Genomic DNA, 21,752 nt, shown 5'->3' with positions numbered 1-21,752 from the left:
TGTCCTGATTTTGGATTTTACACCCCCAGGAATATACCTGCCGCCTCTTAATCCAGCCCACGCTTGCACTTTGCAGCACTCTACAACGATTTAATATTGAATTATATATATTTTACCAAAACTATATATTAACAAACACATGTTGATAAGCCTGTTGATTTCATGTCAATTTTCAGACAATCAAACACTTAACAAAGTGTGTATAAATTGAACAACTTTAGCCCTCCAATTCAAGTTCTTATCACTATATTTGAAGACCTGTTACCTGTTTATCAGGCGGCAGAGAGACGACTTAATAAACAGGTCTGACATCATCAAAAAGCTTTACAACAGCCTAACATGCTGTCATTCTGAATTTTAGATATCATTTAATGTTTACGCGTATGGAGCCAATACTACAAGAAAACCCGAATCGCTTTGTTTTATTCCCGATACAGCACGACGAGGTGTGGCAGATGTATAAGAAGGCAGAGGCCAGCTTCTGGACTGCCGAGGAGATCGACCTGTCGCAGGACCAGAAAGACTGGGAAAACCTGAACGACGGCGAACGCCACTTCATCAGCCACGTACTGGCATTCTTCGCCGCCTCTGACGGCATCGTAAACGAAAACCTCGCCATCAACTTCATGCAGGAAGTACAGCTACCGGAGGCGCGTTGCTTCTATGGCTTCCAGATCATGATGGAGAATATTCACTCTGAGACTTACTCACTCCTTATAGATACTTATATAAAGAAGCAGTCTGAGAAAGACTACCTCTTTAATGCGCTCGAGACAGTGCCTTGCGTGAAGAGAAAAGGCGAGTGGGCGCTGAAGTGGATCAACAGTGAGAAATTCGTAGAAAGACTGATCGCGTTTGCGGCTGTGGAGGGTATTTTCTTCTCCGGCTCTTTCTGCTCTATCTTCTGGCTTAAGAAGCGCGGCCTGATGCCGGGTCTGACCTTCTCGAACGAACTGATCAGCCGCGACGAAGGCCTGCACTGCGATTTCGCCTGCCTGCTTTACTCTATGCTGAACAACAAGCTGCCGGAGAGCCGTGTGCACGAGATTATCCGCGACGCCGTTGAAATTGAGCAGGAGTTCGTAACAGACGCCCTTCCGGTTGACCTGATTGGCATGAACGCCAAACTGATGAGCCAGTACATTGAGTTTGTGGCTGACCGCCTGCTCGTGTCACTTGGTTGCAGCAAAATTTATAACGCCGCCAACCCATTCGATTTCATGGAAATGATCTCCCTGCAGGGCAAGACCAACTTCTTTGAGAAGCGCGTGGGTGAGTACCAGAAAGCTGGCGTGATGGGCGACAAAGACAAAAACGTTTTTTCGCTCGACGAAGATTTTTAGCAAACAAAATTTGTCGTAAGTTTAGGAGATAAAGGGCGCCGGGCTTTTGTCCGGCCGCTTCCTAAATTACCTTATACCATCCGGATGCAGGTATAGCCAACCGCGCCAACACCCGCAACACCGGACCTTATACCTGGCAATGATCGCCAGACGGAGCATCCGCCTCCGAATTTGTGAAAGCAATTGGCTTTAGCTGTTAAACTATAGTATTTCAACGGATTACGTCTATATACACGTATTTCCTTATGAAAATATTAGCATGTATCAAACCGCTGCATTGGTAGCGGCTCTCTTATACCTATACCTTATAATTAACCCGGGCTTTTGACTCCCGCTAAATGTATACGCTATGTTAGTAGTTAAACGAGACGGCAGACGCGAATCCGTCAAATTCGACAAAATTACCGCACGCATCGAAAAGCTGTGCTATGGTCTGAACATGGACTATGTGTCGCCGATTGAGGTGGCCAAAAAAGTAATTGACGGCATTTACGACGGCGTAAGCACCATAGAGTTGGACAATCTGGCGGCAGAAACAGCTGCTTCGCTCACGACCAAGCATCCGGACTACGCGGTGCTGGCGGCACGTGTGGCAATCTCCAGCCTGCACAAGGTGACGAGCAAGTCATTCTCCAACACCATGAAGCGCCTCTATACCTACGAGGACCCGAAAACAGGGGAGAACGCGTCACTGCTGGCCAAGGATGTGTACGAGATCATCCGCAAGCATGCCGCTACGCTGGACTCGACCATCATTTACGACCGAGACTACAACTACGATTATTTTGGATACAAAACGCTGGAGCGCTCATACCTGCTTCGCCTGGATGGCAAGATCGTGGAGCGCCCGCAGCATATGTTGATGCGTGTGGCCGTGGGTATCCATAAGGAGGACATCGAATCTGCCATCGAGACTTATAATCTCATGTCTGAGAAGTGGTTTACGCACGCCACACCAACATTATTCAATGCCGGCACACCAAAGCCGCAGTTGTCTTCGTGCTTCCTGCTCACTATGCAGGACGACAGCATACCTGGCATCTACGACACCCTGAAGCAATGCGCCCAGATCTCGCAGAGCGCCGGTGGTATCGGCCTGAGCATCCACAACGTGCGTGCAACTGGTTCTTACATTAAAGGCACCAACGGTACTTCTAACGGTATCATCCCGATGCTGAAAGTTTTCAACGACACAGCTCGCTACGTGGATCAGGGTGGTGGCAAGCGCAAAGGCGCTTTCGCGATCTACCTGGAGCCATGGCATGCCGACATCTTCGAGTTCCTGGACCTGAAGAAGAACCACGGTAAAGAGGAAAACCGTGCCCGTGACCTGTTCTACGCTCTTTGGACACCAGACCTGTTCATGAAGCGTGTAGAACAAAACGGCGACTGGAGCCTGTTCTGCCCGAATGAAGCACCTGGACTCGGTGATAGCTGGGGACAGGAGTTTGAGCGCCTGTACGAGAAGTACGAGCGTGAAGGACGTGCCCGCAAGACGGTAAAAGCACAAGACCTGTGGTTTGCCGTGCTGGAGTCTCAGATCGAGACAGGTACGCCGTACATGCTTTATAAGGATGCCGCCAACAGCAAGAGCAATCAGCAAAACCTGGGTACGATCAAGAGCTCCAACCTCTGCACCGAGATCATGGAGTACACCAGCCAGGACGAGGTAGCGGTATGTAACCTGGCATCGCTTGCGTTGCCACGCTATATCAAAGAAGAAGGCGGTCATAAGACGTTCGACCACCAGAAGCTGTTCGACGTGACGTACCACGTGACGAAGAACCTGAACAAGGTGATCGATATTAACTACTACCCGGTGCCTGAGGCCCGCAACTCCAACATGCGCCACCGTCCGATCGGATTAGGCGTGCAGGGTTTAGCGGACACTTTCATTGCACTGCGTATGCCGTTTGAAAGCGACGAAGCCCGTGGCCTGAACAAAGACATCTTCGAGACCATCTACTTTGCCTCTATGACGGCGTCTAAGGACCTGGCGAAGAAAGACGGTGCTTACGAAACGTTCAAAGGATCACCTCTGTCAGAAGGTAAATTCCAGTTCGATATGTGGGGTGTAACACCAGACAGCGGTCGTTGGGATTGGGAAGAGCTGCGTAAGGAAGTAGTGAAGCACGGTGTGCGTAACTCCCTGCTGGTAGCGCCTATGCCTACTGCCTCAACAGCGCAGATTCTGGGCAACAACGAGTCGTTTGAGCCTTATACCTCTAACATCTATGTGCGCCGCGTGCTTTCAGGCGAGTTCATGGTTGTGAACAAACACCTGCTGAAGGACCTGATCAGCCTGGGTCTGTGGAATGACAAGATGAAGAATGCCATCATCGCAGCCAACGGCTCCGTGCAGGACATCCCGAACATCCCGCAGAACATCAAAGACCTGTATAAGACAGTGTGGGAGATCAGCCAGCGTACGGTAATCGACATGAGTGCTGACCGTGGTGCCTACATCTGCCAGAGCCAGTCGCTGAACCTCCACGTGATGAACGTAAACTTCGGCAAGCTGACTTCGATGCACTTCCACGCCTGGAAGAAAGGCTTGAAGACAGGTATGTACTACCTGCGCACCAAAGCCGCTGTAGACGCCATTAAGTTTACGGTAGAGAAACAAGCCGCCGAAACACTAGAGCCGGTTTACAACAGCCAAGACCAGAATCGCAACGACATGAGTTGCTCCCTGGATAACCCAGACGCTTGCGAAGCTTGCGGATCGTAAATAACTGAAGAAGGAGGGCTTATTGTCCTCCTTCTTTTTTGCCTACGCAAGTGCACCCTGTGTTACCACTGATTCCCCGTCAGTGGCTGGAATACTGTTGTTTATAATTTAAGTCTGCTTAAGATATATCTTTTAAAATAGTAGACAATCTAATCAAATAGAAAACATAGAAGATGACCTTCGATTCTCCTAGACTTGCCGAAAGAAGGCAAGGACAAAATATACTATCACACCTGCTACATCAGCGTTCCAAGGTTCGATTAATTCACTACGCATGTGAAGATTTCATGAATCCCTATGGAAGGACACCTAGAATTACATCGATATCAATTTATGATTTTGACACAAAACAAGTAGAATCATTTTCGTTACATCTTTCTGCTCAAGAAATGGGACTTACAGAGCGGAACTTGGATGAACAACAGCTAAACATCTTGGAAAAAGACTTACTAAAGAAATTTTATAAATATGTTAGAGCCAACAAGTCATGCAAGTGGGTTCATTGGAAAATGAAGGACTTAACCTATGGATTTCAAGTTTTAGAATTAAGATTTAAATCTATGAAAGGAAAACCTACTAAGATTCAACATGAAAACAAGTATGATCTTTCAGAAATATTAAAACAGGTTTACTCAAACAGCTATGAAACAAATGGTGATATAGGGAAATTACTAGCCCTTGCTAGGAGAAACGGTTTTAAAACGGAAAGAGCACTAACAGGAGTAGAAGAGGCTAAAGCATTTAGTAATAAAGAATATCAACTATTACATCACTCCACACAGAGAAAAGTTGATAGCTTAGCATTCATTCTGGAAGAAGCAGCCCATGGAAATTTAAAAGTAGCTGCACATTTCTATCACATTTACGGCTCCAATTTTTCAGGATTTGTAAGATATAGTATGGAGCATCCAATCTATTCTGCCTTAAGCATTATAGCTACCTTGCTCCCTTTCTATTCTAGCTTAGTTCCCACAAATAAACTACTAAGTTTAAGCATAAACCCTGTCTTTAGGATCTTCGAAGACCTATTTAAGTTTTTATTATCCGAATAATCAAAGTGTTGAGTTAAAAAGAATAAGTAAGACTTCTGACCACTTATTCTTTTTAACTCAACACTTTATCAAACTTAATTAGAGAACTAATGTAAAATTACTTTACCAACAGCTTACAAGATACAAAAACTTAATACATAAAATTTAAACCTTGTATCCATCAATGTGCTGCCGCTTTTTAACTTTTGAGTATTAAATATGATGCAGCACTGATTGTATTACTTTCAAATTAATTGTTTGTTAAAACGCTTCTCCTCAGCGTATGTGTGTCATACTTATTAGTGGAAACATTATTCTATAAACCAAAACACCTCCAACACCAAAACACTAAACAATTTGCTTCAGTAAAAGCTTTTATACCTTAAAAGCCGAAAGGGCTATACCTATCATACTGAAGCTATACCTGTGAGCGCACAACCTGACCAGAACGATAAAAACCGACACGGTATAAGCCGCCGCAGTTTTCTAGGCAGATCCATTTTGCTTGGTGCGGCTGGAGTCGCAGGCTATACCAACGCCTTTGCCGATACAATATCAGCACCCCTGCAGAATCAAGACCAAAACCTTCCACCTCAAGGCCACTACCTCATCAAAAACGCCTATGTCCTCACCATGGACGCAAAGTTGGGGGACTTGAAGCAAGGTGATGTGCTGGTGCAGAACGGCGAGATAAAGCAAGTGGGGAAGGGGTTAAGCGCTGCCGGCGCGGAAGTGATACAGGGAGAAGGCATGATCGTGATGCCGGGCCTGGTAGAAACGCACTGGCACCTCTGGACTTCCCTGTTGCGCAGTATGGCCGGTGACCGGGAGGGTAGGGGATATTTTGACATCACTCGGACGGTGGGTCAGCACTACACCCCAGAGAGCATGTATGCCGCTACACGTTTGGCGGTTGCAGAGGCCATTCATTCAGGTATAACCACTTTGCACGATTGGAGCCACAATGCCCGAAGCCCGGCCTTTGCGGAGGCTAGCCTGCAAGCCCTGCGCGAAGCAGGTATAAGGGGACGCTATTCGCTGGGTGTGCCGGCCGGAAAAGGTGGCGTAGTCGACCTGCAGCTGCTTGAAAGATTGAAGCAAGAATGGCCCAAGCTAGCCAGCGACACCTTGCACCTTGGCTTAGCCTGGCCTGGTATAAACGACAGAGAGGAACAAGGGATAAAAGAGTTGAAACTTGCCCAGCAGCTCGGTATACCTGTGTCTGTACATGCCAGTAGAGCAGGCGTGATCAGCGGACTGATGCGAGAGAACTTACTCGCTGAAGGTATGCAGCTCATCCATTGCAAAGACGCCACCCTAAGCGAAATACAAGGTATAGCAAAGGCAGGTGCGGTCGCCAGTTTATCGCCCTTCTCGGAGTTGCGCATTGGGTACGGCATACCTCCCGTAAAAGAGCTGCTGGATACAGGCGTTACCATCGGCATCTCTGCGGACACTACTACGTTAACCGGTAATGCTGACTTATTTGCGGCGCTCAAGATACTTCTGAACCTGGCCAATGCACTTAACAGAAGTGAGTTTGCTCTCAGTGCTAAACGCACGTTGGAGATCGGCACAATCGAAGGAGCCCGTTCTCTTGGGCTTTCAGACCATATAGGCTCCCTTACCCCAGGCAAGCGTGCAGACCTGATCATGCTCTCCACCAATGCCTTGAATCTGGGCTATGTTACGGAACCGTATCAGCTGATCGTAGAAGCTGCACAACCAGCCAATGTGCACACCGTCATGATTGATGGGAGGATCCTGAAAAGGAACCATACCTTTACTCACTTGAACAAAGATAAAATTATGGCAGAAGCCAAGGCTGAGTTCGAAAAGATAATGAAGAAGAGCGGCTGGTAAGAATACTTTACCTTATCCTAAATGGATCAGTTGGTGTTGCGGGACAACAGATTTGGGGATCTCCAGCAACCACTGCATCGCCTCGTGCTCGTTTTCAAAGTCTTTGAGTTCTAAAGGCTGCTCGAACGTATATCCTCTGTTAATCATTGTATCTACCGCCTCCCGGTTATGCTCAAATTTGGAAGGTATACGGGCTAGCCGCTTCAATGAGCTTTTAGCCATTTGAGGCACATGCACCTCCAGGCTCCATTTCAGGTCTGCAGGGGAAATAATACCCATCAGCCGATCATCAGCCAACCACCTTGTCAGAGAAAAACGGTTGATCATGTCATGGCAAAGCAGATAAGCCTCTCTAAGCTCGGCACCCTGCAAATGACCGCGCCATTCGGCTTTGCCTAGCTTTTGAACTTTGTCATACGAAAGCTTAACAAAGCTATTTTGAAAGTAGAGTTGCATCAAGAGAATTTCCTCTCAGGTAAAATTGTAAATAAGTTTTCGGAGTAGCTCAAGGATAAAGATGGTTGTGTGGCAAGGCCTGCTTAAAACTAAGCCTGGGCTTGCACAGGCAGTGGCTCTTGCAGCCATACCATCGCAGCTTCCAGTCTTTCAAAATCCCTAAACGCCATGTCTCCCAAATTATCAGCCCGTTTAATGATCTGCTCGACAGCCATCCTATTGAATAAATCTTCTGAAACGACTGATGCATTACGACGCAGTGTTCCGGCAGCAAGCCTGGGCATAACATACTCCACAAACCAGTCCTGATCAGCCTGCCGGATAGCCCTTAGCTTGCGGTTATCGCCAAGCCAACGCAGGAGCTTATGCTCCTCCATCAAATCAAGACAGATTTCCACTGCTTTCCTAAACTCCGCACTACTCAAAAACCCGTTCCAGACAGCCATACCAAGCTGCTTGTCCTAATCATAAGAGATCGTTACGACGTCGTTCTGAAAGTAGGTAATCATCATAAGGCTGTCCCTGCAACTACTTTGGGGTGCAAATATACTTTGTAACCGTATACGAGCAATACTTAGAATTGCACTTTTACTTTACAAAAAAATTTAAGGAGCCCATTGATTCCGTCATCATAAATATAGTCTGCTTTGCTGAAAAATTAATGGCACAACTACTAATTTATTTAAATAAAAGCGCTGGATTCCTGTTCTACAACAGAAACCCAGCGCTTTATCAGTATATTTATCAGCAACTATTGACGTTGCATATTCTGTCCGTTGTCAGTGCGCGTCGCCACCATAATAGCCACACGGCGGTTTTTCTGCCTTCCTTCAGGAGTCTCGTTTGTAGCAATCGGCCTTTCCTGACCAACAGCCTCAATTGACATGCGGGAGGCATTGATATCTGTGTTATTTTGCAACCAGTCCTTTACAGCATTAGCACGGTCTTCGGCGAGCTGCTTGTTATAGGAAGCGCTTGCAGTAGAGTCTGTGTGGCCTACTATGCGGATAGGACCGCGTGCGCTCATATCGTTGATTGACTCGGCAATACTGCGCAACTTGTCCTCTGCTCCATCACGGAGTGTAGCTTTGTCCAGGTCGAAGAGTACCTTATCTTCCATGGTATAAATAGTATAGCCTGGGTTGCTTCGCACTTCCACATCACGGTCTTGCACACGTCGGTCCGTTACAACTGGAGCATTATAGTCTACACTAGACCAGAAGCTTTCGTCTACGCTAATGATTTCGGCACCATCAGCCTCTACAACACCAGGTAAGTCTCCATACATGACAGCTGTGTCTGCCGAGGCAATCTCCTGCACGTCCTCTGCGGTATCTACTCTTTTATCTGTTTCACTGCAGGCGGTAAAAGAGGCTGCAGCTATCAAGCATGCAAATGTTATTACTTTTCTCATATCTATCATTGTGTTTAGTCCTATTAAATCCTACGGGGTTAAACCTGATTCGTTTAATATGGAGACACACAAGCCGCTTGAGCTGCTGGATAAAAGAAGGGGGCTAGCCTGTGCGGCTAGCCCCCTTCTTTTATGTATGTTGGTTACTGATTAACGCTTCATGAAACGGATTACTTCTTTCTGTGCACCTGTCGTCACCGTAACGAAGTATATGCCATTCTGCAGATGCTGCACTGGCAACACCACTTGACGCTCCGAAGGATTCTGAATCGCCAGCAGTTGCTTTCCAGTCATATCAGCCACTGAGATTCTCACTTGCTCGTCAGATGCTGCTAATCTTACTGTAACTTCATGCGAAGCCAGCGTTGGGTATACAGTAGAGGAAGCAACAGCGGCATTGTTAACAGCGACTACTTTAGAGTATTCAAATGCTCCGTCAAAGTCAACTTGCTTCAGGCGATAATAGTTGATTCCGGCAGCCGCTCTTGTGTCAAGGTAGCTATAGTTTTGCATAAGGGACGTGGTGCCGACCTTACTTCCAACAAAAGCTATCTTTCTGAAATTTTTGCCGTCCGCTGATACCTCTACTTCAAAGCCTTTGTTGTCTAGCTCGGATGCCGTTTTCCAGCTAAGCTGCACACCATCCTTCGTTGACTGGGCCTTGAAAGAAACCAATTCGACAGGGAGGGATACGATTTCCTGAGAAGTTACATCTAGTGATGATTCATCATAGCATACTGATGAAATGGGAGTTATAATAGCGCGAAAATAAGTATCTGCCCCTGGTACACTTGAAATGTCAAAAGTTGCAGGAGATGAAGCAGGAGCTTCAGTAATACCCAAAATTGTAGGTTCTCCGTTCTTAACGGATTGCCAAGTAATACTAATAGCATGTCCACTATCAATGACCTCTGAATTTAGTTTGATAGTACCTGGTTTGCCAACTTCCAAAGTTTGTCTGACGAACTCTGTATTGCCAAACTGTATGGGCCTTACAGTTGCTGTAATAGGCACTCTGGCACTTTCACAACCAGTTGCGTTAGTTACTATGCTGACATAATATGTTTTAATGCCAACAGAAAGTGATGAGGTTGTATAATCTTGACCAGTAGCCACAGACGTACCACCGGTAGAAGCTGTATACCAACGATAACCCTGTCCCGATACAGCACCAGATGCTGATAATACTAAACTTCCAACTCCGCAACGACTTCTGTTAGTAACTTTAGGACTAGTAGGCATTGCATTGATAGTGGCGGTAACAAGCCTCCTAGGACTTTCACAAGAACCTGGCACTGCCGTTGAAACATAATACTGACCAGCGCTAGCTGTTGTGTATGTTGCTCCTGTTGCTATTGCTATGCCACCAGTTGCCTGAGAATACCATTGGTAAACAGCTCCAGCAGGTGCGCCAAATGCACTAAGGGTAGCTTGCCCGCAACTCGCAATAGATGTAGCTGTTGGAGTACCTACCACTACTAAATTAATTGACGTAGGAGAAAACTTATTTGCTCTTGTTGTCTGTACTTCAATGACTCCTGCATTTGCTATAGAAGCAGCTGGAACTATCACACTGAATGTATTATCACTTCGTGTATAATTTGTAGCCATTACACCATTAAGCGTTACATAAGAACTTCCATTAAAATCATCTCCAACAACAGTAAGTATAAAGCTACCACCCCCTGCAACTACGCAGCTTGGCGAAATAGAAGTTATTTTTTGCCCATACCCATTGATGGTAGTTAATAATATAAAGCTAATAACTAATACTAGTCTAAAGCTAATATTTGCTTTCAGTGTATTAGAAGTAAGGGTAGATGTATAAATGTGTTTCATGGCTTGTCTCTTATACCGCTATATATGAAAGAAACATGCCAGCCTGCCATAACACCATTTTATTTCACTAAAATGCAACACTACATGGAAACCGAGTCTACCTGACGATACCGCAAAAAGCTGTTATTCAACAATTTGAAATAAACCTATCAATATCAAAATTTGCACAAGTACAACTACATTATAGCGCTATACCAAGAATTAAATCAATATATTTCCATGCCTGGGAAAAATTGCACCAATATGGGAAGCTTTTCCATGCTTACACCCTCTTCGTATTGTATCACATTTCAGGGCTCATAATGCTATCCACTTTCCACTTATTATCTGAATAGCTTATATACTACCCATATAAAAAGGTCATTTTGGCATAGCTTAAGCACTTTTACCATGGTTTAACGGTCAATTTGGCGGTGTTATCCCTTGGCATTTGTTTTGCATCATTATTCATTGAAAAACTAGAGGAGAAAGAGATGAAGATTATAAAAGATAAAGAGTTTTTAAGATCAATTGCACACCAGATTGACTTACTGAACACAGTAGGCGGTGGTGTGAGTGAAACATATACTGAGGTTAAGAAGAAAAAGAAAAGCGCTGTCATTAATGTATGGGCAGCTGGTGTCAACCCAGAGTCATTCAGGATAGTGCTGCACCAAAATCAACTTACTATATTCTCTGTTTTGCAGAGCCAGGAAGACCCACAGATGGCGGTTCCTATGTTTAACCGCATCTTTATGCTGCCACCGCAGGTAGATCAGGGTCGGATTGAGGCAATCTATAAGAATGGAGAGTTGCGGGTGAAGCTGCCCTATCATGACGCTACGTTGCATCCGCGCCAAATTGATATCCAGCAGCTGTAATAAACATTACCGGCGTGGATGTTCTTTGCGCCAACCCACTACGGCAGTGATGCCCCACACAGCATAAAAGGGAGTAAAGACTGAAGCCAAGTATGGATCTATAGCTAATGAGACGATCAACTGGGTTATAAACGTGAGAACAGCTCCCCAAAAGGCAATTTTGTAATACTTATTCCATTTACTCATAATAAGGTGTTAATAAAAATACCCGGCTTCAGGGCCGGGTATTCATTAATCTGAACGCTTCCGCGCGCGATATCTTTTTTTCTAGTATCAGCGGTGGATCGTCTTCTTTCGATATTACTAACGTATAGTTGTTGTTGTTATCCTGATAATAGATGAGCGTCGTCAGATCTTCATAGCCTATGCTAAAGATCTTTCGTGTCTTATCACCATAGTTAAAATAGTGATTGTCTAATTTAACATTCTTTAATAACCTCATATCCCTACATTCATCTGGTATTTTAACGGGTTGTGCCGCTAAAATTGTTTCACATTATTACTCATGTGCAACCATATTCTTTTTATCTTACCATAAATTGCACTAATCAGACACACTTGCACAATACTTGTAGCAATTAAATCTATATATGTGTCTGATAATAAAAAGCAAACAACATGCCAGGCCTGATATATATATCACCAACAATATAACCTATACTTGCTCAGCGTATCAAATTAAGTATACGAGCAATTTTGAAAATAAACCTGTGTAGCAAGATATTAGCATCCAGTCACTATATTTAAGGTATGTCAGGTGCTTATACTCGTAACAACATAGTTCACTTTACATAACAGACTGAGGGCGCTACTATCAGAGCTGTTTTTCTTACAAAATGATCCTGCAACATGGCTGAGCAAAAAAGCAACAGGCTTTATGGTTTGTTTTTCTTTATAGTTTTCGAAGTATTGGTCTTTTATTTGCTGAGCAATCTAGTGTCGGGTATGGGGATGGATAACCAGTATCAGGCAGAGAACACCATCGTGCCGAATTGGGTAAAAGCGGTTACTTTTATACTCTTATATATATTATGCGTACTGATAGCCGTTGTATTCGTGAGCAATGTTGTGCCCAGCAAGCACAGGGGCCAGCTGATGAGCTGGGTATACCTGGCGCTGGCAGGTATGCTCGTCATGCTCGCGCTTATCTTCTAAGTCTAAGCCTATTTTAAGTTTTAGCTGAAATCACCCACACATGAACAAGACAATATTTGCACTTTTTGTCTGCCTGCTGTTTAGCTTTGGTTTGCAAGCGCAGGAGTACTCTCAGGAAAACTACCAGCCACAACGCCAGAAAGGGCGTCACTTTCTGCAGCTCCGCAACGGCCAGGTGGTGTATGGCAACAGGGTCCAGTACAAGTCACCTCTCTTCAAGCAGGATTTCTTCCTGGTTGACGACACGTTGAAGTATGCTCCGGAGCTGGTAGATGTATACCAGAACAATGATGGATACTTTGCCAGAGTAGCTGCCGGCAACCGTTTTGATGCCTTTGCCAAGCGAATAATGGAAGGACCACGTATCTCTAAGTTCTTCACGACTACAATTGATTACGCAGCCATGGGGTATCACCCATATGGGTACGGTATGCCTCGCACTAGTCGTCGCCGCATTTACTTCTTCTCCAAGGACAATGGACCGCTGATGACTTTTAACCAGCAAAATTTGGAGCAGGCGCTTGCCGACAACTCTTCCAGTATGCTGCTGATTCAGCGTCATAAGCGTGAAAAGACGATCTCGACTGTGATGGGTATAGCAGGCGCGGGTCTGCTCACCTATGGCTTGCTTTCTTCTTCTCAAAGCTCTACCAATCCGAATTCTGTTAGTGTGTCGCCGGCGGTGTATGCCGGAGCTGGCCTCATAGCTGTGCCACTGGTTATTCAGCTCTTCCGAAAAGACAAGCTGACACAAGCCGTTGATGTGTACAACTACCAGGTAAAACAGTAACACAGCACATGTCTCATCTGCTCCTGCTACATGGCGCCCTGGGGGCTGCCAGCACCCTGCAGCCCTTACAGCAACTGCTAAAGACAGACTTTACAGTGCATACACTGAATTTTCAGGGTCATGGAGGTAATGGGCTGCCTGATAAACCATTTCGGATTGAGCAGTTTGCAGAGGATGTGCTCCGTTACCTTGACCAGCATCAGCTACAGCGTGTAGATATATTTGGGTATAGCATGGGAGGCTATGTAGCGCTATACCTGGCGCTTCAGCACCCTGATAGAGTAGGGAGCATCTTCACGTTAGCCACCAAATTTGCATGGAGCCCGGATACGGCGGCCAAAGAAGTGAAAATGCTGCAACCTGATAAGGTACAGGAGAAGGTCCCAGCTTTCGCCGCTACACTCGCCGAGCGTCACCAGCCCACTGACTGGCAGGAGGTTATGCGCTACACAGCGGATATGATGTTGCACTTAGGCAACGATCCACTGCTCACCGAGGAAGCCCTCTCGCGCATACAGCTGCCTGTCCGGGTCAGTGTTGGCGACCGCGACCATATGGTCAGTCTGCAGGAAACGGCCTGGGCGTACCAGCAGCTGCCAAACGCCAGCCTGCAGGTGTTTCCTAACACGCATCACCCACTAGAGAGGGTTGACCTAAACCAGCTGCAGCACCAGATACGACAATTCTTTGGCAAACCCATCGTTTAGGGCTATATTAGGCATTAACAATACCTATTGCGAGTACTTATGCGATTAAAACACATCTCTGGCACCTTACTGATAGCAGCTTTATTGACAACCAGTGCCTGCACCACCTCTAAGCCCGCGCCAGGACAGCGTGGCTATACCGAAGCAGGAAAAGCCTCTTACTACAGCAATAAGTTGCACGGACGCAAGATGGCCAATGGTGAAGCCTATAACCGCAGAAAGCTGACAGCTGCACACCGCACTCTTCCATTTGGCACTAAAGTGAAAGTCACCAATCTGCAGACGAACAAAACAGTAAAGGTAAGTATAACAGACCGGGGGCCTTTTGTAAAAGGGCGCGTGATTGATCTGAGTGAGGCCGCAGCCAAACGGCTTGACTACATCAGCGCAGGTATCGTGCCTGTAGAAGTGAAGGTTGTGAAGCCTGCCCCTGTACGCTAACACATGACTTGCTTACATCTACCACCTTTGAGATCACCCTTACCCTGATCTTGCTAAAAACCTATAAATATTCCAACTAAACATTTGGAATACTGTATTTTAAATTATAATTTTGAGCATGCTTAAAAAGTGGAAATCCCTTTCAGTGACAACTGGTTTAGCAACATTATTGTTGCTGGGTGTAACTGCTACGCCTAATGCCGCTCACCTGAACAATGGCAATTTCACTACTGAAGCCACCACTGTTGTTGCGCCTAACGCCACCAGCCCGGCTGCTACTAACGCCACAGAGCCCGCCACTCCTAAAAAGCAGAAATCGGTTCTGGATGCTGATGCACTCGATAGCCCTTTTTCTTTTTTCAAAGATCTTTCTGGCTCAGATGAGGACGACTCATCCGATGTAACGGTGAAGTCGAGCACGGTCATACTGGCTTTGAAGGCACTTGCTGCTACACTGCTTTCCACTATTATGTAACTGCCCTTTACTCGCTTTCTAAAAGACGTAAGGCTGACTTAGATCAGCCTTTTTTGTTTTTGCACCTTTGCCTACCTGCTATACCTTGGTCGCCACATCAGTAACGATCAGATAAGAGGCTTAAACTTCCTTGCCTATACCTGTGCTATAACAAGTCGGTGAGTAGCGCCAGCCCTAGCCCGAAAAGGGTTGCCAGCAGCTTGTTCCGGTTGAAACGGTGATCAGGGCTTGTCTCGAAGAGAATAGTAGTGGAAATATGCAGGAAGTTGCCAGCCACCAAACCTGTAAGCGCAGTGAAGACTGCCTCACCACCTATGTTGTCCTTTATAATGTAGTTGCTTACCAGTATACCTAGCGGAGAGCCTATGGCAAAGATAAGAAGCCACAAAAAGGCCTTACGGAAAGAGCCTATACGCGACATCAGCACCGACATCAGCGCAAAGGCAGCCGGCACGTGGTGTATGGCTATACCTAGCAGTACGGCGTAAAAGTTCTCGCCCGTGTGATGGTGCCCCACGTGGCGTTCGCCCCCCTCCACCAGTATACTTCCTTCCAGAAAAGAATGTATGAATAGTGAGCCTAGCAGCAGAAAGGGCATTGAACCTACATGCCCATGGCTGTGATGATTGGTATGCATGTGCCCATGCTCCACGCCGTGCGAAAACAGCTCTAGCACCAATTGCAGAAAGAAGCCGGCCAGCACCCAATACCCTACGCGATGGGGATTAGGATTGCCCAGCAGCACATCAGGCAGCAGGTGAACGATTGTGATCGTGAACAGGTATGCGCCGCTAAAAGCCAGCGCCATCTTTAGCCAGCGACTGTTATCTGGCGGAAACACCTTGACGAGGAAGCTCGAGAGCACCACCGTGAAGAAGAGCACAAGTATAGCTATGATCATACCGCGTTATTTTTTTAGCACGAAAATGATTCGCTCGCTTTTTTCCGGATCAAATGGATGCAGCTTGTAGTCACCAAATACCTCCCCCAAACGCAACTTGGCAATGCTGAAGTACTCCATGAAGTTCTCTTGCCGCAATGCGCGCACACGCTCTTCAAAGCAGTAATTCCGTCCTTTATCCTCAAACCGGATGGTCTTCACAATGAAGTCGTGCTCCACTTTGCGACTGATATCAAACAGAATACCCTGCACCTCCTTTTGCTCATGCGCAACTAAACGCTCAATGGTGCGGTCGGTGTTCATGAAGTCGATCACCAGCTTACCACCGTGCTTCAGGTTAGCTGCCGCAGCCTTCAAGGCCACCACGTTTTCTGTCTTACTCTCGAAATAGCCAAAGCTGGTGAACAGGTTCAGCACAAAATCGAAGCTTTCGGGCTTGTATACCTCTCGCATGTCGTGCACGTCGAAGTGCAGGTGCTCGTTTTCGTACTGCCGGGCATAGGCAATGCTTTTTTCAGACAGGTCTATACCTGTCACATCATAGCCGAGCTGGTTAAGATAAAGTGAATGACGGCCTTTGCCGCAGGCAAGGTCCAGTATTTTGTGCTGTGGCTTGGGATGCAGGTAGGCCAGCAGGTTATCCATGAACAGCCGGGCATCGCGGTCGTCGCGGTTGCTGTAGAGGATGTGATAGTAAGGGGAGTCAAACCAAGTGCTGAACCACTCTTCCTGTTGGGCCATAGGAGCAATGAAAATGCAATAAGGGTGCAAATATACCTTTTATTTTTGGAACATGGGTATACGGAACCAAGCAGGCCAGGTATAGCCAATTTACCTGTAAAGCAAAAGTCATAAAAAAACCTGCCGTCGCTGTTGATTATCAGTGACGGCAGGTCTTAGCTTTTTTGCGCAGAACTATCGCTTCGTAGCTCCGGCAGGAGAGTTCACTTCTTCTGTTTCACGGATGCTGTCGCCTGGCTGGATGGTGTTTCCACCCAAATCTCTGTCAGGCATAATGTTTTCACCTCCGTGTGTATCAGTATGCACAGTATGATCCTCACCGCCCATGTCAGACACATTATTGGTGCTGCGAGTGCCAGGCTGTACATAGTCTACAGAGGCCTTACCGCTTGGTCTGTTATCTTTTGGCGTGTCGCATGAAATCATCGCCAGGCCACAAACTGCTGAAAATACTGCAAGTACGTTCTTATTCATCTCTATTTTTAGGTTATAAGTCTTTATTATAAAGCACTACTACACAATGCAGTAGCAAATCTATTCTTACGGTAGGTATACAGGCGTAGGTTCTGTAGTAACTAAGCGATCAACTCCTTACGACGCAGCATCGACTCCAGCAACTTGATATCGTTCGGGTTGTTGAAGATGCGAAAAGGCAGCATCACAAACACCGGTGCCTGGAATATCTTAGCCAGCCAGCCTTTCCAGCCGCCTGGCAGCTGGGCCTCGGTTGGTGGCTTGAGCCACATTACATACGACTCGCCTTTGCGCTCCACCGAGCCAATCATATCCCAGGTCAGGGTCATACCCTCGCGCTCGTTACGCTTCAGGATGATCTGGCGGGAATCGATCTCATAGCTCAATTTCTCAAACAGCGGATTGCCCTGCTCCATTTGCGTTACACCCATCACCTGAGCGGAACGGAGCAGCACAAAAATAAGGGTAACCAGAATAGCACCCGCTACCCACCACCAGGAAAAGCTAAACACAGCCGGCAGCAGGAAAAGCACCAGCGGTATAAGCGCCATCCACCAATCTTTGCGCCATACCTTCGCAAGGGCTATACCTGTAAAAGTATTTTTCTCCAGTTGGTACTTCTTGGTGCGAATGGCATTCGGAGCAGCACTTGACTGCATCCGGTAACGTTGATTTTGTTGCATAAAAAAATAAAAAATAAGCGCCCGCTCCTCATGAAGCAGGTATAAGTTCAATTAATAAGCCTTCAGGCTGAGGTCCATGCTCTTGATAGAGTGCGTCAAAGCTCCTACCGATATAAAGTCAACACCGCACTTGGCTACTTCACCAATAGTCGCCTCTGTGATGCCGCCTGATGCTTCTGTTTCGAAACGGCCACCGATCAGGGCTACTGCCTCCTTCATCATCTCCGGTGTCATGTTATCAAGCATGATCCGATGAATACCGCCGGTCTCAAGCGCCTCTTTCACCTCCTTCAGGTTGCGGGTCTCCACCTCAATGCGCAGGTCCTTGCCTTTTTCTTTGAGATAGCGCTGCGTCGCTTCGATGGCTTCGCGTATACCTCCGGCATAATCCACGTGGTTGTCTTTCAGGATGATCATATCGAACAGGCCGAAGCGGTGATTCACGCCGCCGCCGATCAGTACCGCCCACTTCTCCATAATGCGGAAGTTCGGTGTGGTTTTGCGGGTATCCAGCAGCTTAGCCTTCGTGCCGACAATCAGCGAATTCAGGTAATGGGTATAGGTAGCAATGCCGCTCATGCGCTGCATGCAATTCAGCACCAGTCGCTCGGCTGTGAGGATGGACTGTGCCTTGCCTTTTACGGTCAGGGCCACATCGCCAAACTTCACTTCGGCACCGTCCTGCAGCAGTACTTCTACCTGCAGCTCCGAGTCTACTTGCTTAAAGATGTAACCAGCCAGCTCCACGCCAGCCAGTATGCCGTCACCCTTCACCAGCAGTCTTGCCTGGTTTTGGGCATCGTTCGGAATAGAGGCCAGCGACGAGTGGTCGCCATCGCCTATATCCTCGGCCAGGGCCCTGGATATAAACTCGGCTATGCTTTGTTCTGTCAGGTATGATGCTTTCACGGTGCAAAAATAAAAAAAGGCCCGGTATATATCCCGAGCCTTGCTAAAAATCTCACTATTATCTGCTTAATCTTTTATGAAATCGACAGAATGGATCAGGAATTTGCCTCCTGCGTCCTTCACACGGATCAAAACGGTATAAGAACCGTTGCGATGCGTATAGGTGCCGATCACATAACGCTTGTCTTTCCGAACAGACTCACTCGGAGTCGGAAAGTTGTAAGCAAAGCCTGTAGGCGGGTTTTTGCTGAAGAAGTTCTTCATTACAAACTCTGCCTGCGTCTTGCTGTAGTCAGTGGCCTTCTCGTCTGCAAACGACAAGCTTACCTTGCTGTCGAAGTGCCGGGCCAAATCTTTAGCCGATCCTGCACGCATGGCAGCCTCCACCCCGTCAAATACATCTTTCTGGGCAAGGGCCTGGCCAGATGCAAATAAGGAAGTGACAAAAGCTAAGAAAAGTACTACAGCAATGTTTTTAAAGTTTTTCATAAGGTGTGTAAGTAATCTCGTCCTCGTATCAGCTAAAACTATGCCAACAAAAGTCGTAAGCAAGGTCCCAAATTTATTAGGAATAATCAATATTTACCGATGTAACGGGATTAATATATCTGCCGTTACAGACGCATATCCGGTGTAGCTTTTATTCACCAGGTCGACAGCTGCCACGCTGTTCTCTACAGTCCTAAGCAGGACATGACTCCCGGCATCAGCTACAATTTAAGCATTTATGGCGAGGCGTCCCATTACCAATGCATAAATCAGCCATATAAGCCATAAGGCACCACAGATTATCTTATATTTGCACTATGGATAAAAAGGTAATGCTCATGATTCTGGATGGTTGGGGAATCGCCACCAACCTAGAAGTTTCAGCTATTCATAAGGCGCACACGCCCTTCTACGATCATATCATTCAGACCTACCAACACACGACGCTGCAGGCTTCTGGCGAGGCAGTAGGGCTTCCGGAGGGGCAGATGGGTAACTCAGAGGTAGGCCACATGAACCTGGGCGCTGGCCGTGTGGTGTACCAGGACCTGGTGCGCATCAATAAATCCATCGCAGAGCATAAACTGGCTGCCATGCCGGCACTTGCTGGCGCTTATACCTTTGCCAAGGAAAACAAGAAGGACGTACACCTGATCGGTCTGCTATCAGACGGTGGCGTGCACTCCCATATAAAGCATCTCAAGGCGCTCTGCACAACCGCCTTCGACTATGGCCTTGACAAGGTATACATCCACGCTTTTATGGATGGCCGCGACACAGATCCGAAAGGGGGCGTGAAGTACATTAATGACCTGGAGCAGCATCTCGAGAACACAACCGGCACCATTGCTTCGGTGATCGGGCGCTACTACGCCATGGACCGTGACAATCGCTGGGAGCGCGTGAAACTGGCTTACGACCTGCTGGTGCACGGCAAAGGCACAGCATCGCAAAACCTCATCAAGTCGGTGCTAGACTCTTACAATGCAGGCGTTACAGATGAGTTTATTCAGCCTATCGTAAAAGTAAACGACGAACAGCAGCCAATCGCCACCATCAAAGACGGCGATGTGGTGATCTGCTTTAACTTCCGCACCGACCGTGGTCGGGAGATCACACAGGCACTTACGCAGCAGGACTTCCCTGAGCAAAACATGCACAAGCTCAACCTGCAGTACATCACCATGACCAACTACGATGAGACATTCGTGGGTGTGGATGCCATATTTGAAAAAGACAACCTGAACAATACCCTCGGCGAAGTGGTGGCCAAAGCCGGCCGCAAACAAATCCGCATTGCCGAGACCGAGAAATACCCGCACGTCACCTTTTTCTTCTCAGGTGGTCGCGAACTCCCTTTTGATGGCGAAAAGCGCCTGCTGTGCCCATCACCAAAGGTAGCCACCTATGACCTGCAGCCTGAGATGAGCGCCTACGAGATCCGTGATGCGATTGTGCCGGAGCTCCAGCAGAGAACAGCTGACTTTATCTGTCTCAACTTTGCCAATCCGGACATGGTAGGCCATACCGGCGTATTTGAAGCCGCCGTGAAAGCCTGCGAAGCAGTAGACCGTTGCGCCGAAGCCGTAATCAATGCAGCACTAGAAAGCAACTACGACGTGATTGTGATAGCGGACCATGGCAACGCTGATTTCATGATCAACCCGGACGGCACACCGAACACGGCCCACACCACTAACCTGGTACCTTGCGTACTGGTAAGCAATGACTACAAAGGCACCTTAAGGCCAGGAAAACTGGGCGATATGGCCCCGACTATACTGGACCTGATGGGTATAGCGCAGCCAGCAGAAATGACCGGCGAATCACTTCTTGAGAAAGCGCAATAAGTTGAGCAGCTATCGCATCATCGGACTATTTGCCGTGCTACTTGGGCTAGTAGCCTGTGAGCGTCCTACGCCGCCGCTTGCGGATGGGAAAGAGCCTGCCTATGATCTGACTGGTTACCTGCAGGAGCAGACGGCCCGCCTGCAACAGGAACAGCCGCCCGTGCTGAAGTCGGTTATCACCAAAGGGCAGCCTACTGAAACCGCTCAGATGGAGGAGATGGACTGGGAGAAAGAACTTGCTATTTTTCAGGAGGTAGATCTGAGCCGACCTGCCCTACGCGATTTTTACAGAGAGGAGCGTCATACCTTGCCTAATGGCAGCACGGTAAGCATTTTCACAAAAGATGCCGAAGCAGCCGCCCCTGTAGAACGCCTCCAACTTACGGTGTCGCCGTTCCAGAAGCTGGAACGCCTTGAAGCGGTGGTGCTGGAAGAGAACTTACTGTTTTACTCTAAAAGAAACATCAGCCTGACTGCAGAGCCAGGCTCAGGTAATTTGTCTGGCTACCGGGTAGAGGGTGTGCAGAAGCTTATTTTCGGAGATTCACTTCGCTATCGTGTTGATGCCAACCTGTAAGCATACCTGTACAAGTAGCTTCC

The 21,752-nt window shown here is 47.2% G+C and carries 22 protein-coding genes; 12 read left to right on the top strand and 10 right to left on the bottom strand.

The window, feature by feature from the left end; genetic code table 11:
• Positions 1-383: 383 nt before the first annotated feature.
• From I0P70_RS08805 to I0P70_RS08790, 4 genes are all read left to right on the top strand, one after another.
• Positions 384-1,343, top strand: coding sequence for a ribonucleoside-diphosphate reductase small subunit (locus I0P70_RS08805; RefSeq protein WP_196116792.1), 960 nt, complete (start codon positions 384-386; stop codon positions 1,341-1,343).
• 349 nt (positions 1,344-1,692) lie between these two features.
• Positions 1,693-4,074: a ribonucleoside-diphosphate reductase subunit alpha gene (locus I0P70_RS08800; RefSeq protein ID WP_196116789.1), complete on the top strand. Its 2,382-nt coding sequence runs from the start codon at positions 1,693-1,695 to the stop codon at positions 4,072-4,074.
• Positions 4,075-4,247: 173 nt separating this feature from the next.
• Positions 4,248-5,126, top strand: coding sequence for a hypothetical protein (locus tag I0P70_RS08795; protein WP_196116779.1), 879 nt, complete (start codon positions 4,248-4,250; stop codon positions 5,124-5,126).
• A gap of 405 nt (positions 5,127-5,531) precedes the next feature.
• Entirely contained in the window at positions 5,532-6,968 is a 1,437-nt protein-coding gene (locus I0P70_RS08790) for an amidohydrolase family protein (RefSeq protein WP_196116777.1), read from the top strand.
• A 12-nt stretch (positions 6,969-6,980) separates the two neighbouring features.
• On the opposite strand, the gene I0P70_RS08785 is transcribed toward I0P70_RS08790, so the two are convergent.
• The 4 genes from I0P70_RS08785 to I0P70_RS08770 all read right to left on the bottom strand — a co-directional run bounded on the left by I0P70_RS08785 (position 6,981) and on the right by I0P70_RS08770 (position 10,677).
• Positions 6,981-7,424, bottom strand: a complete 444-nt coding sequence (locus tag I0P70_RS08785; RefSeq protein WP_196117036.1) for a hypothetical protein — start codon at positions 7,422-7,424, stop codon at positions 6,981-6,983.
• 89 nt (positions 7,425-7,513) lie between these two features.
• Positions 7,514-7,870 (bottom strand): hypothetical protein, encoded by a 357-nt coding sequence (locus I0P70_RS08780; protein WP_196116766.1) that lies wholly within the window; start codon positions 7,868-7,870, stop codon positions 7,514-7,516.
• Between the two features lie 305 nt (positions 7,871-8,175).
• On the bottom strand, positions 8,176-8,838 hold the full coding sequence (locus I0P70_RS08775; RefSeq protein WP_196116764.1) for an OmpA family protein: 663 nt from the start codon (positions 8,836-8,838) through the stop codon (positions 8,176-8,178).
• A 150-nt stretch (positions 8,839-8,988) separates the two neighbouring features.
• Positions 8,989-10,677, bottom strand: a complete 1,689-nt coding sequence (locus I0P70_RS08770) for a T9SS type A sorting domain-containing protein (RefSeq protein WP_196116762.1) — start codon at positions 10,675-10,677, stop codon at positions 8,989-8,991.
• A 413-nt stretch (positions 10,678-11,090) separates the two neighbouring features.
• On the opposite strand from I0P70_RS08770, the gene I0P70_RS08765 reads away from it, so the two are divergent.
• The 6 genes from I0P70_RS08765 to I0P70_RS08740 all read left to right on the top strand — a co-directional run bounded on the left by I0P70_RS08765 (position 11,091) and on the right by I0P70_RS08740 (position 15,105).
• A complete protein-coding gene (locus I0P70_RS08765) occupies positions 11,091-11,537 on the top strand; it encodes an Hsp20/alpha crystallin family protein (RefSeq protein WP_370583195.1) in 447 nt (148 codons plus the stop codon).
• Between the two features lie 849 nt (positions 11,538-12,386).
• On the top strand, positions 12,387-12,692 hold the full coding sequence (locus I0P70_RS08760; RefSeq protein ID WP_196116750.1) for a hypothetical protein: 306 nt from the start codon (positions 12,387-12,389) through the stop codon (positions 12,690-12,692).
• Between the two features lie 40 nt (positions 12,693-12,732).
• Positions 12,733-13,482, top strand: coding sequence for a hypothetical protein (locus I0P70_RS08755; protein WP_196116748.1), 750 nt, complete (start codon positions 12,733-12,735; stop codon positions 13,480-13,482).
• A gap of 8 nt (positions 13,483-13,490) precedes the next feature.
• Positions 13,491-14,189 carry an alpha/beta fold hydrolase gene (locus tag I0P70_RS08750; RefSeq protein WP_196116746.1) on the top strand — a complete coding sequence of 233 codons (699 nt, stop codon included), beginning with the start codon at positions 13,491-13,493 and terminating at the stop codon, positions 14,187-14,189.
• Positions 14,190-14,228: 39 nt separating this feature from the next.
• Complete coding sequence (locus I0P70_RS08745; RefSeq protein WP_196116745.1) at positions 14,229-14,630, top strand: septal ring lytic transglycosylase RlpA family protein; 402 nt, start codon at positions 14,229-14,231, stop codon at positions 14,628-14,630.
• Between the two features lie 112 nt (positions 14,631-14,742).
• Positions 14,743-15,105 carry a hypothetical protein gene (locus tag I0P70_RS08740; RefSeq protein ID WP_196116743.1) on the top strand — a complete coding sequence of 121 codons (363 nt, stop codon included), beginning with the start codon at positions 14,743-14,745 and terminating at the stop codon, positions 15,103-15,105.
• A 145-nt stretch (positions 15,106-15,250) separates the two neighbouring features.
• Here I0P70_RS08740 and I0P70_RS08735 read toward each other — a convergent pair whose 3' ends face one another.
• From I0P70_RS08735 to I0P70_RS08710, 6 genes are all read right to left on the bottom strand, one after another.
• Positions 15,251-16,006: a ZIP family metal transporter gene (locus I0P70_RS08735; protein WP_196116741.1), complete on the bottom strand. Its 756-nt coding sequence runs from the start codon at positions 16,004-16,006 to the stop codon at positions 15,251-15,253.
• Between the two features lie 6 nt (positions 16,007-16,012).
• Positions 16,013-16,747, bottom strand: a complete 735-nt coding sequence (locus I0P70_RS08730; protein ID WP_196116730.1) for a bifunctional 2-polyprenyl-6-hydroxyphenol methylase/3-demethylubiquinol 3-O-methyltransferase UbiG — start codon at positions 16,745-16,747, stop codon at positions 16,013-16,015.
• Between the two features lie 174 nt (positions 16,748-16,921).
• Positions 16,922-17,221 (bottom strand): hypothetical protein, encoded by a 300-nt coding sequence (locus I0P70_RS08725; protein ID WP_196116728.1) that lies wholly within the window; start codon positions 17,219-17,221, stop codon positions 16,922-16,924.
• A 101-nt stretch (positions 17,222-17,322) separates the two neighbouring features.
• Positions 17,323-17,880 carry a hypothetical protein gene (locus I0P70_RS08720; protein ID WP_196116726.1) on the bottom strand — a complete coding sequence of 186 codons (558 nt, stop codon included), beginning with the start codon at positions 17,878-17,880 and terminating at the stop codon, positions 17,323-17,325.
• Positions 17,881-17,955: 75 nt separating this feature from the next.
• Positions 17,956-18,813: a carboxylating nicotinate-nucleotide diphosphorylase gene (gene nadC / locus I0P70_RS08715; protein ID WP_196116724.1), complete on the bottom strand. Its 858-nt coding sequence runs from the start codon at positions 18,811-18,813 to the stop codon at positions 17,956-17,958.
• Positions 18,814-18,879: 66 nt separating this feature from the next.
• Positions 18,880-19,302, bottom strand: coding sequence for a DUF4783 domain-containing protein (locus tag I0P70_RS08710; protein WP_196116722.1), 423 nt, complete (start codon positions 19,300-19,302; stop codon positions 18,880-18,882).
• A 317-nt stretch (positions 19,303-19,619) separates the two neighbouring features.
• Here I0P70_RS08710 and gpmI point away from each other — a divergent pair, with 317 nt between their 5' ends.
• Together gpmI and I0P70_RS08700 are read left to right on the top strand one after the other, a co-directional pair.
• Positions 19,620-21,152, top strand: coding sequence for a 2,3-bisphosphoglycerate-independent phosphoglycerate mutase (gpmI, locus tag I0P70_RS08705; RefSeq protein ID WP_196116720.1), 1,533 nt, complete (start codon positions 19,620-19,622; stop codon positions 21,150-21,152).
• Positions 21,136-21,729: a hypothetical protein gene (locus I0P70_RS08700; RefSeq protein ID WP_196116718.1), complete on the top strand. Its 594-nt coding sequence runs from the start codon at positions 21,136-21,138 to the stop codon at positions 21,727-21,729. Before gpmI ends, I0P70_RS08700 begins: the two co-directional genes overlap by 17 nt.
• Positions 21,730-21,752: the final 23 nt, after the last annotated feature.

It is taken from the genome of Pontibacter sp. FD36, from assembly GCF_015686655.1.
Lineage (GTDB): Bacteria > Bacteroidota > Bacteroidia > Cytophagales > Hymenobacteraceae > Pontibacter.
This window is presented reverse-complemented; position numbering and strand designations above follow the sequence as displayed.

Coding starts and splice junctions, on each gene's coding strand:
- I0P70_RS08805 (WP_196116792.1), top strand. CDS start 384: ATGGAGCCAATACTACAAGAAAACCCGAATCGCTTTGTTTTATTCCCG.
- I0P70_RS08800 (WP_196116789.1), top strand. CDS start 1,693: ATGTTAGTAGTTAAACGAGACGGCAGACGCGAATCCGTCAAATTCGAC.
- I0P70_RS08795 (WP_196116779.1), top strand. CDS start 4,248: ATGACCTTCGATTCTCCTAGACTTGCCGAAAGAAGGCAAGGACAAAAT.
- I0P70_RS08785 (WP_196117036.1), bottom strand. CDS start 7,424: ATGCAACTCTACTTTCAAAATAGCTTTGTTAAGCTTTCGTATGACAAA.
- I0P70_RS08780 (WP_196116766.1), bottom strand. CDS start 7,870: ATGGCTGTCTGGAACGGGTTTTTGAGTAGTGCGGAGTTTAGGAAAGCA.
- I0P70_RS08775 (WP_196116764.1), bottom strand. CDS start 8,838: ATGAGAAAAGTAATAACATTTGCATGCTTGATAGCTGCAGCCTCTTTT.
- I0P70_RS08770 (WP_196116762.1), bottom strand. CDS start 10,677: ATGAAACACATTTATACATCTACCCTTACTTCTAATACACTGAAAGCA.
- I0P70_RS08760 (WP_196116750.1), top strand. CDS start 12,387: ATGGCTGAGCAAAAAAGCAACAGGCTTTATGGTTTGTTTTTCTTTATA.
- I0P70_RS08755 (WP_196116748.1), top strand. CDS start 12,733: ATGAACAAGACAATATTTGCACTTTTTGTCTGCCTGCTGTTTAGCTTT.
- I0P70_RS08750 (WP_196116746.1), top strand. CDS start 13,491: ATGTCTCATCTGCTCCTGCTACATGGCGCCCTGGGGGCTGCCAGCACC.
- I0P70_RS08745 (WP_196116745.1), top strand. CDS start 14,229: ATGCGATTAAAACACATCTCTGGCACCTTACTGATAGCAGCTTTATTG.
- I0P70_RS08735 (WP_196116741.1), bottom strand. CDS start 16,006: ATGATCATAGCTATACTTGTGCTCTTCTTCACGGTGGTGCTCTCGAGC.
- I0P70_RS08730 (WP_196116730.1), bottom strand. CDS start 16,747: ATGGCCCAACAGGAAGAGTGGTTCAGCACTTGGTTTGACTCCCCTTAC.
- I0P70_RS08725 (WP_196116728.1), bottom strand. CDS start 17,221: ATGAATAAGAACGTACTTGCAGTATTTTCAGCAGTTTGTGGCCTGGCG.
- I0P70_RS08720 (WP_196116726.1), bottom strand. CDS start 17,880: ATGCAGTCAAGTGCTGCTCCGAATGCCATTCGCACCAAGAAGTACCAA.
- I0P70_RS08710 (WP_196116722.1), bottom strand. CDS start 19,302: ATGAAAAACTTTAAAAACATTGCTGTAGTACTTTTCTTAGCTTTTGTC.
- gpmI (WP_196116720.1), top strand. CDS start 19,620: ATGGATAAAAAGGTAATGCTCATGATTCTGGATGGTTGGGGAATCGCC.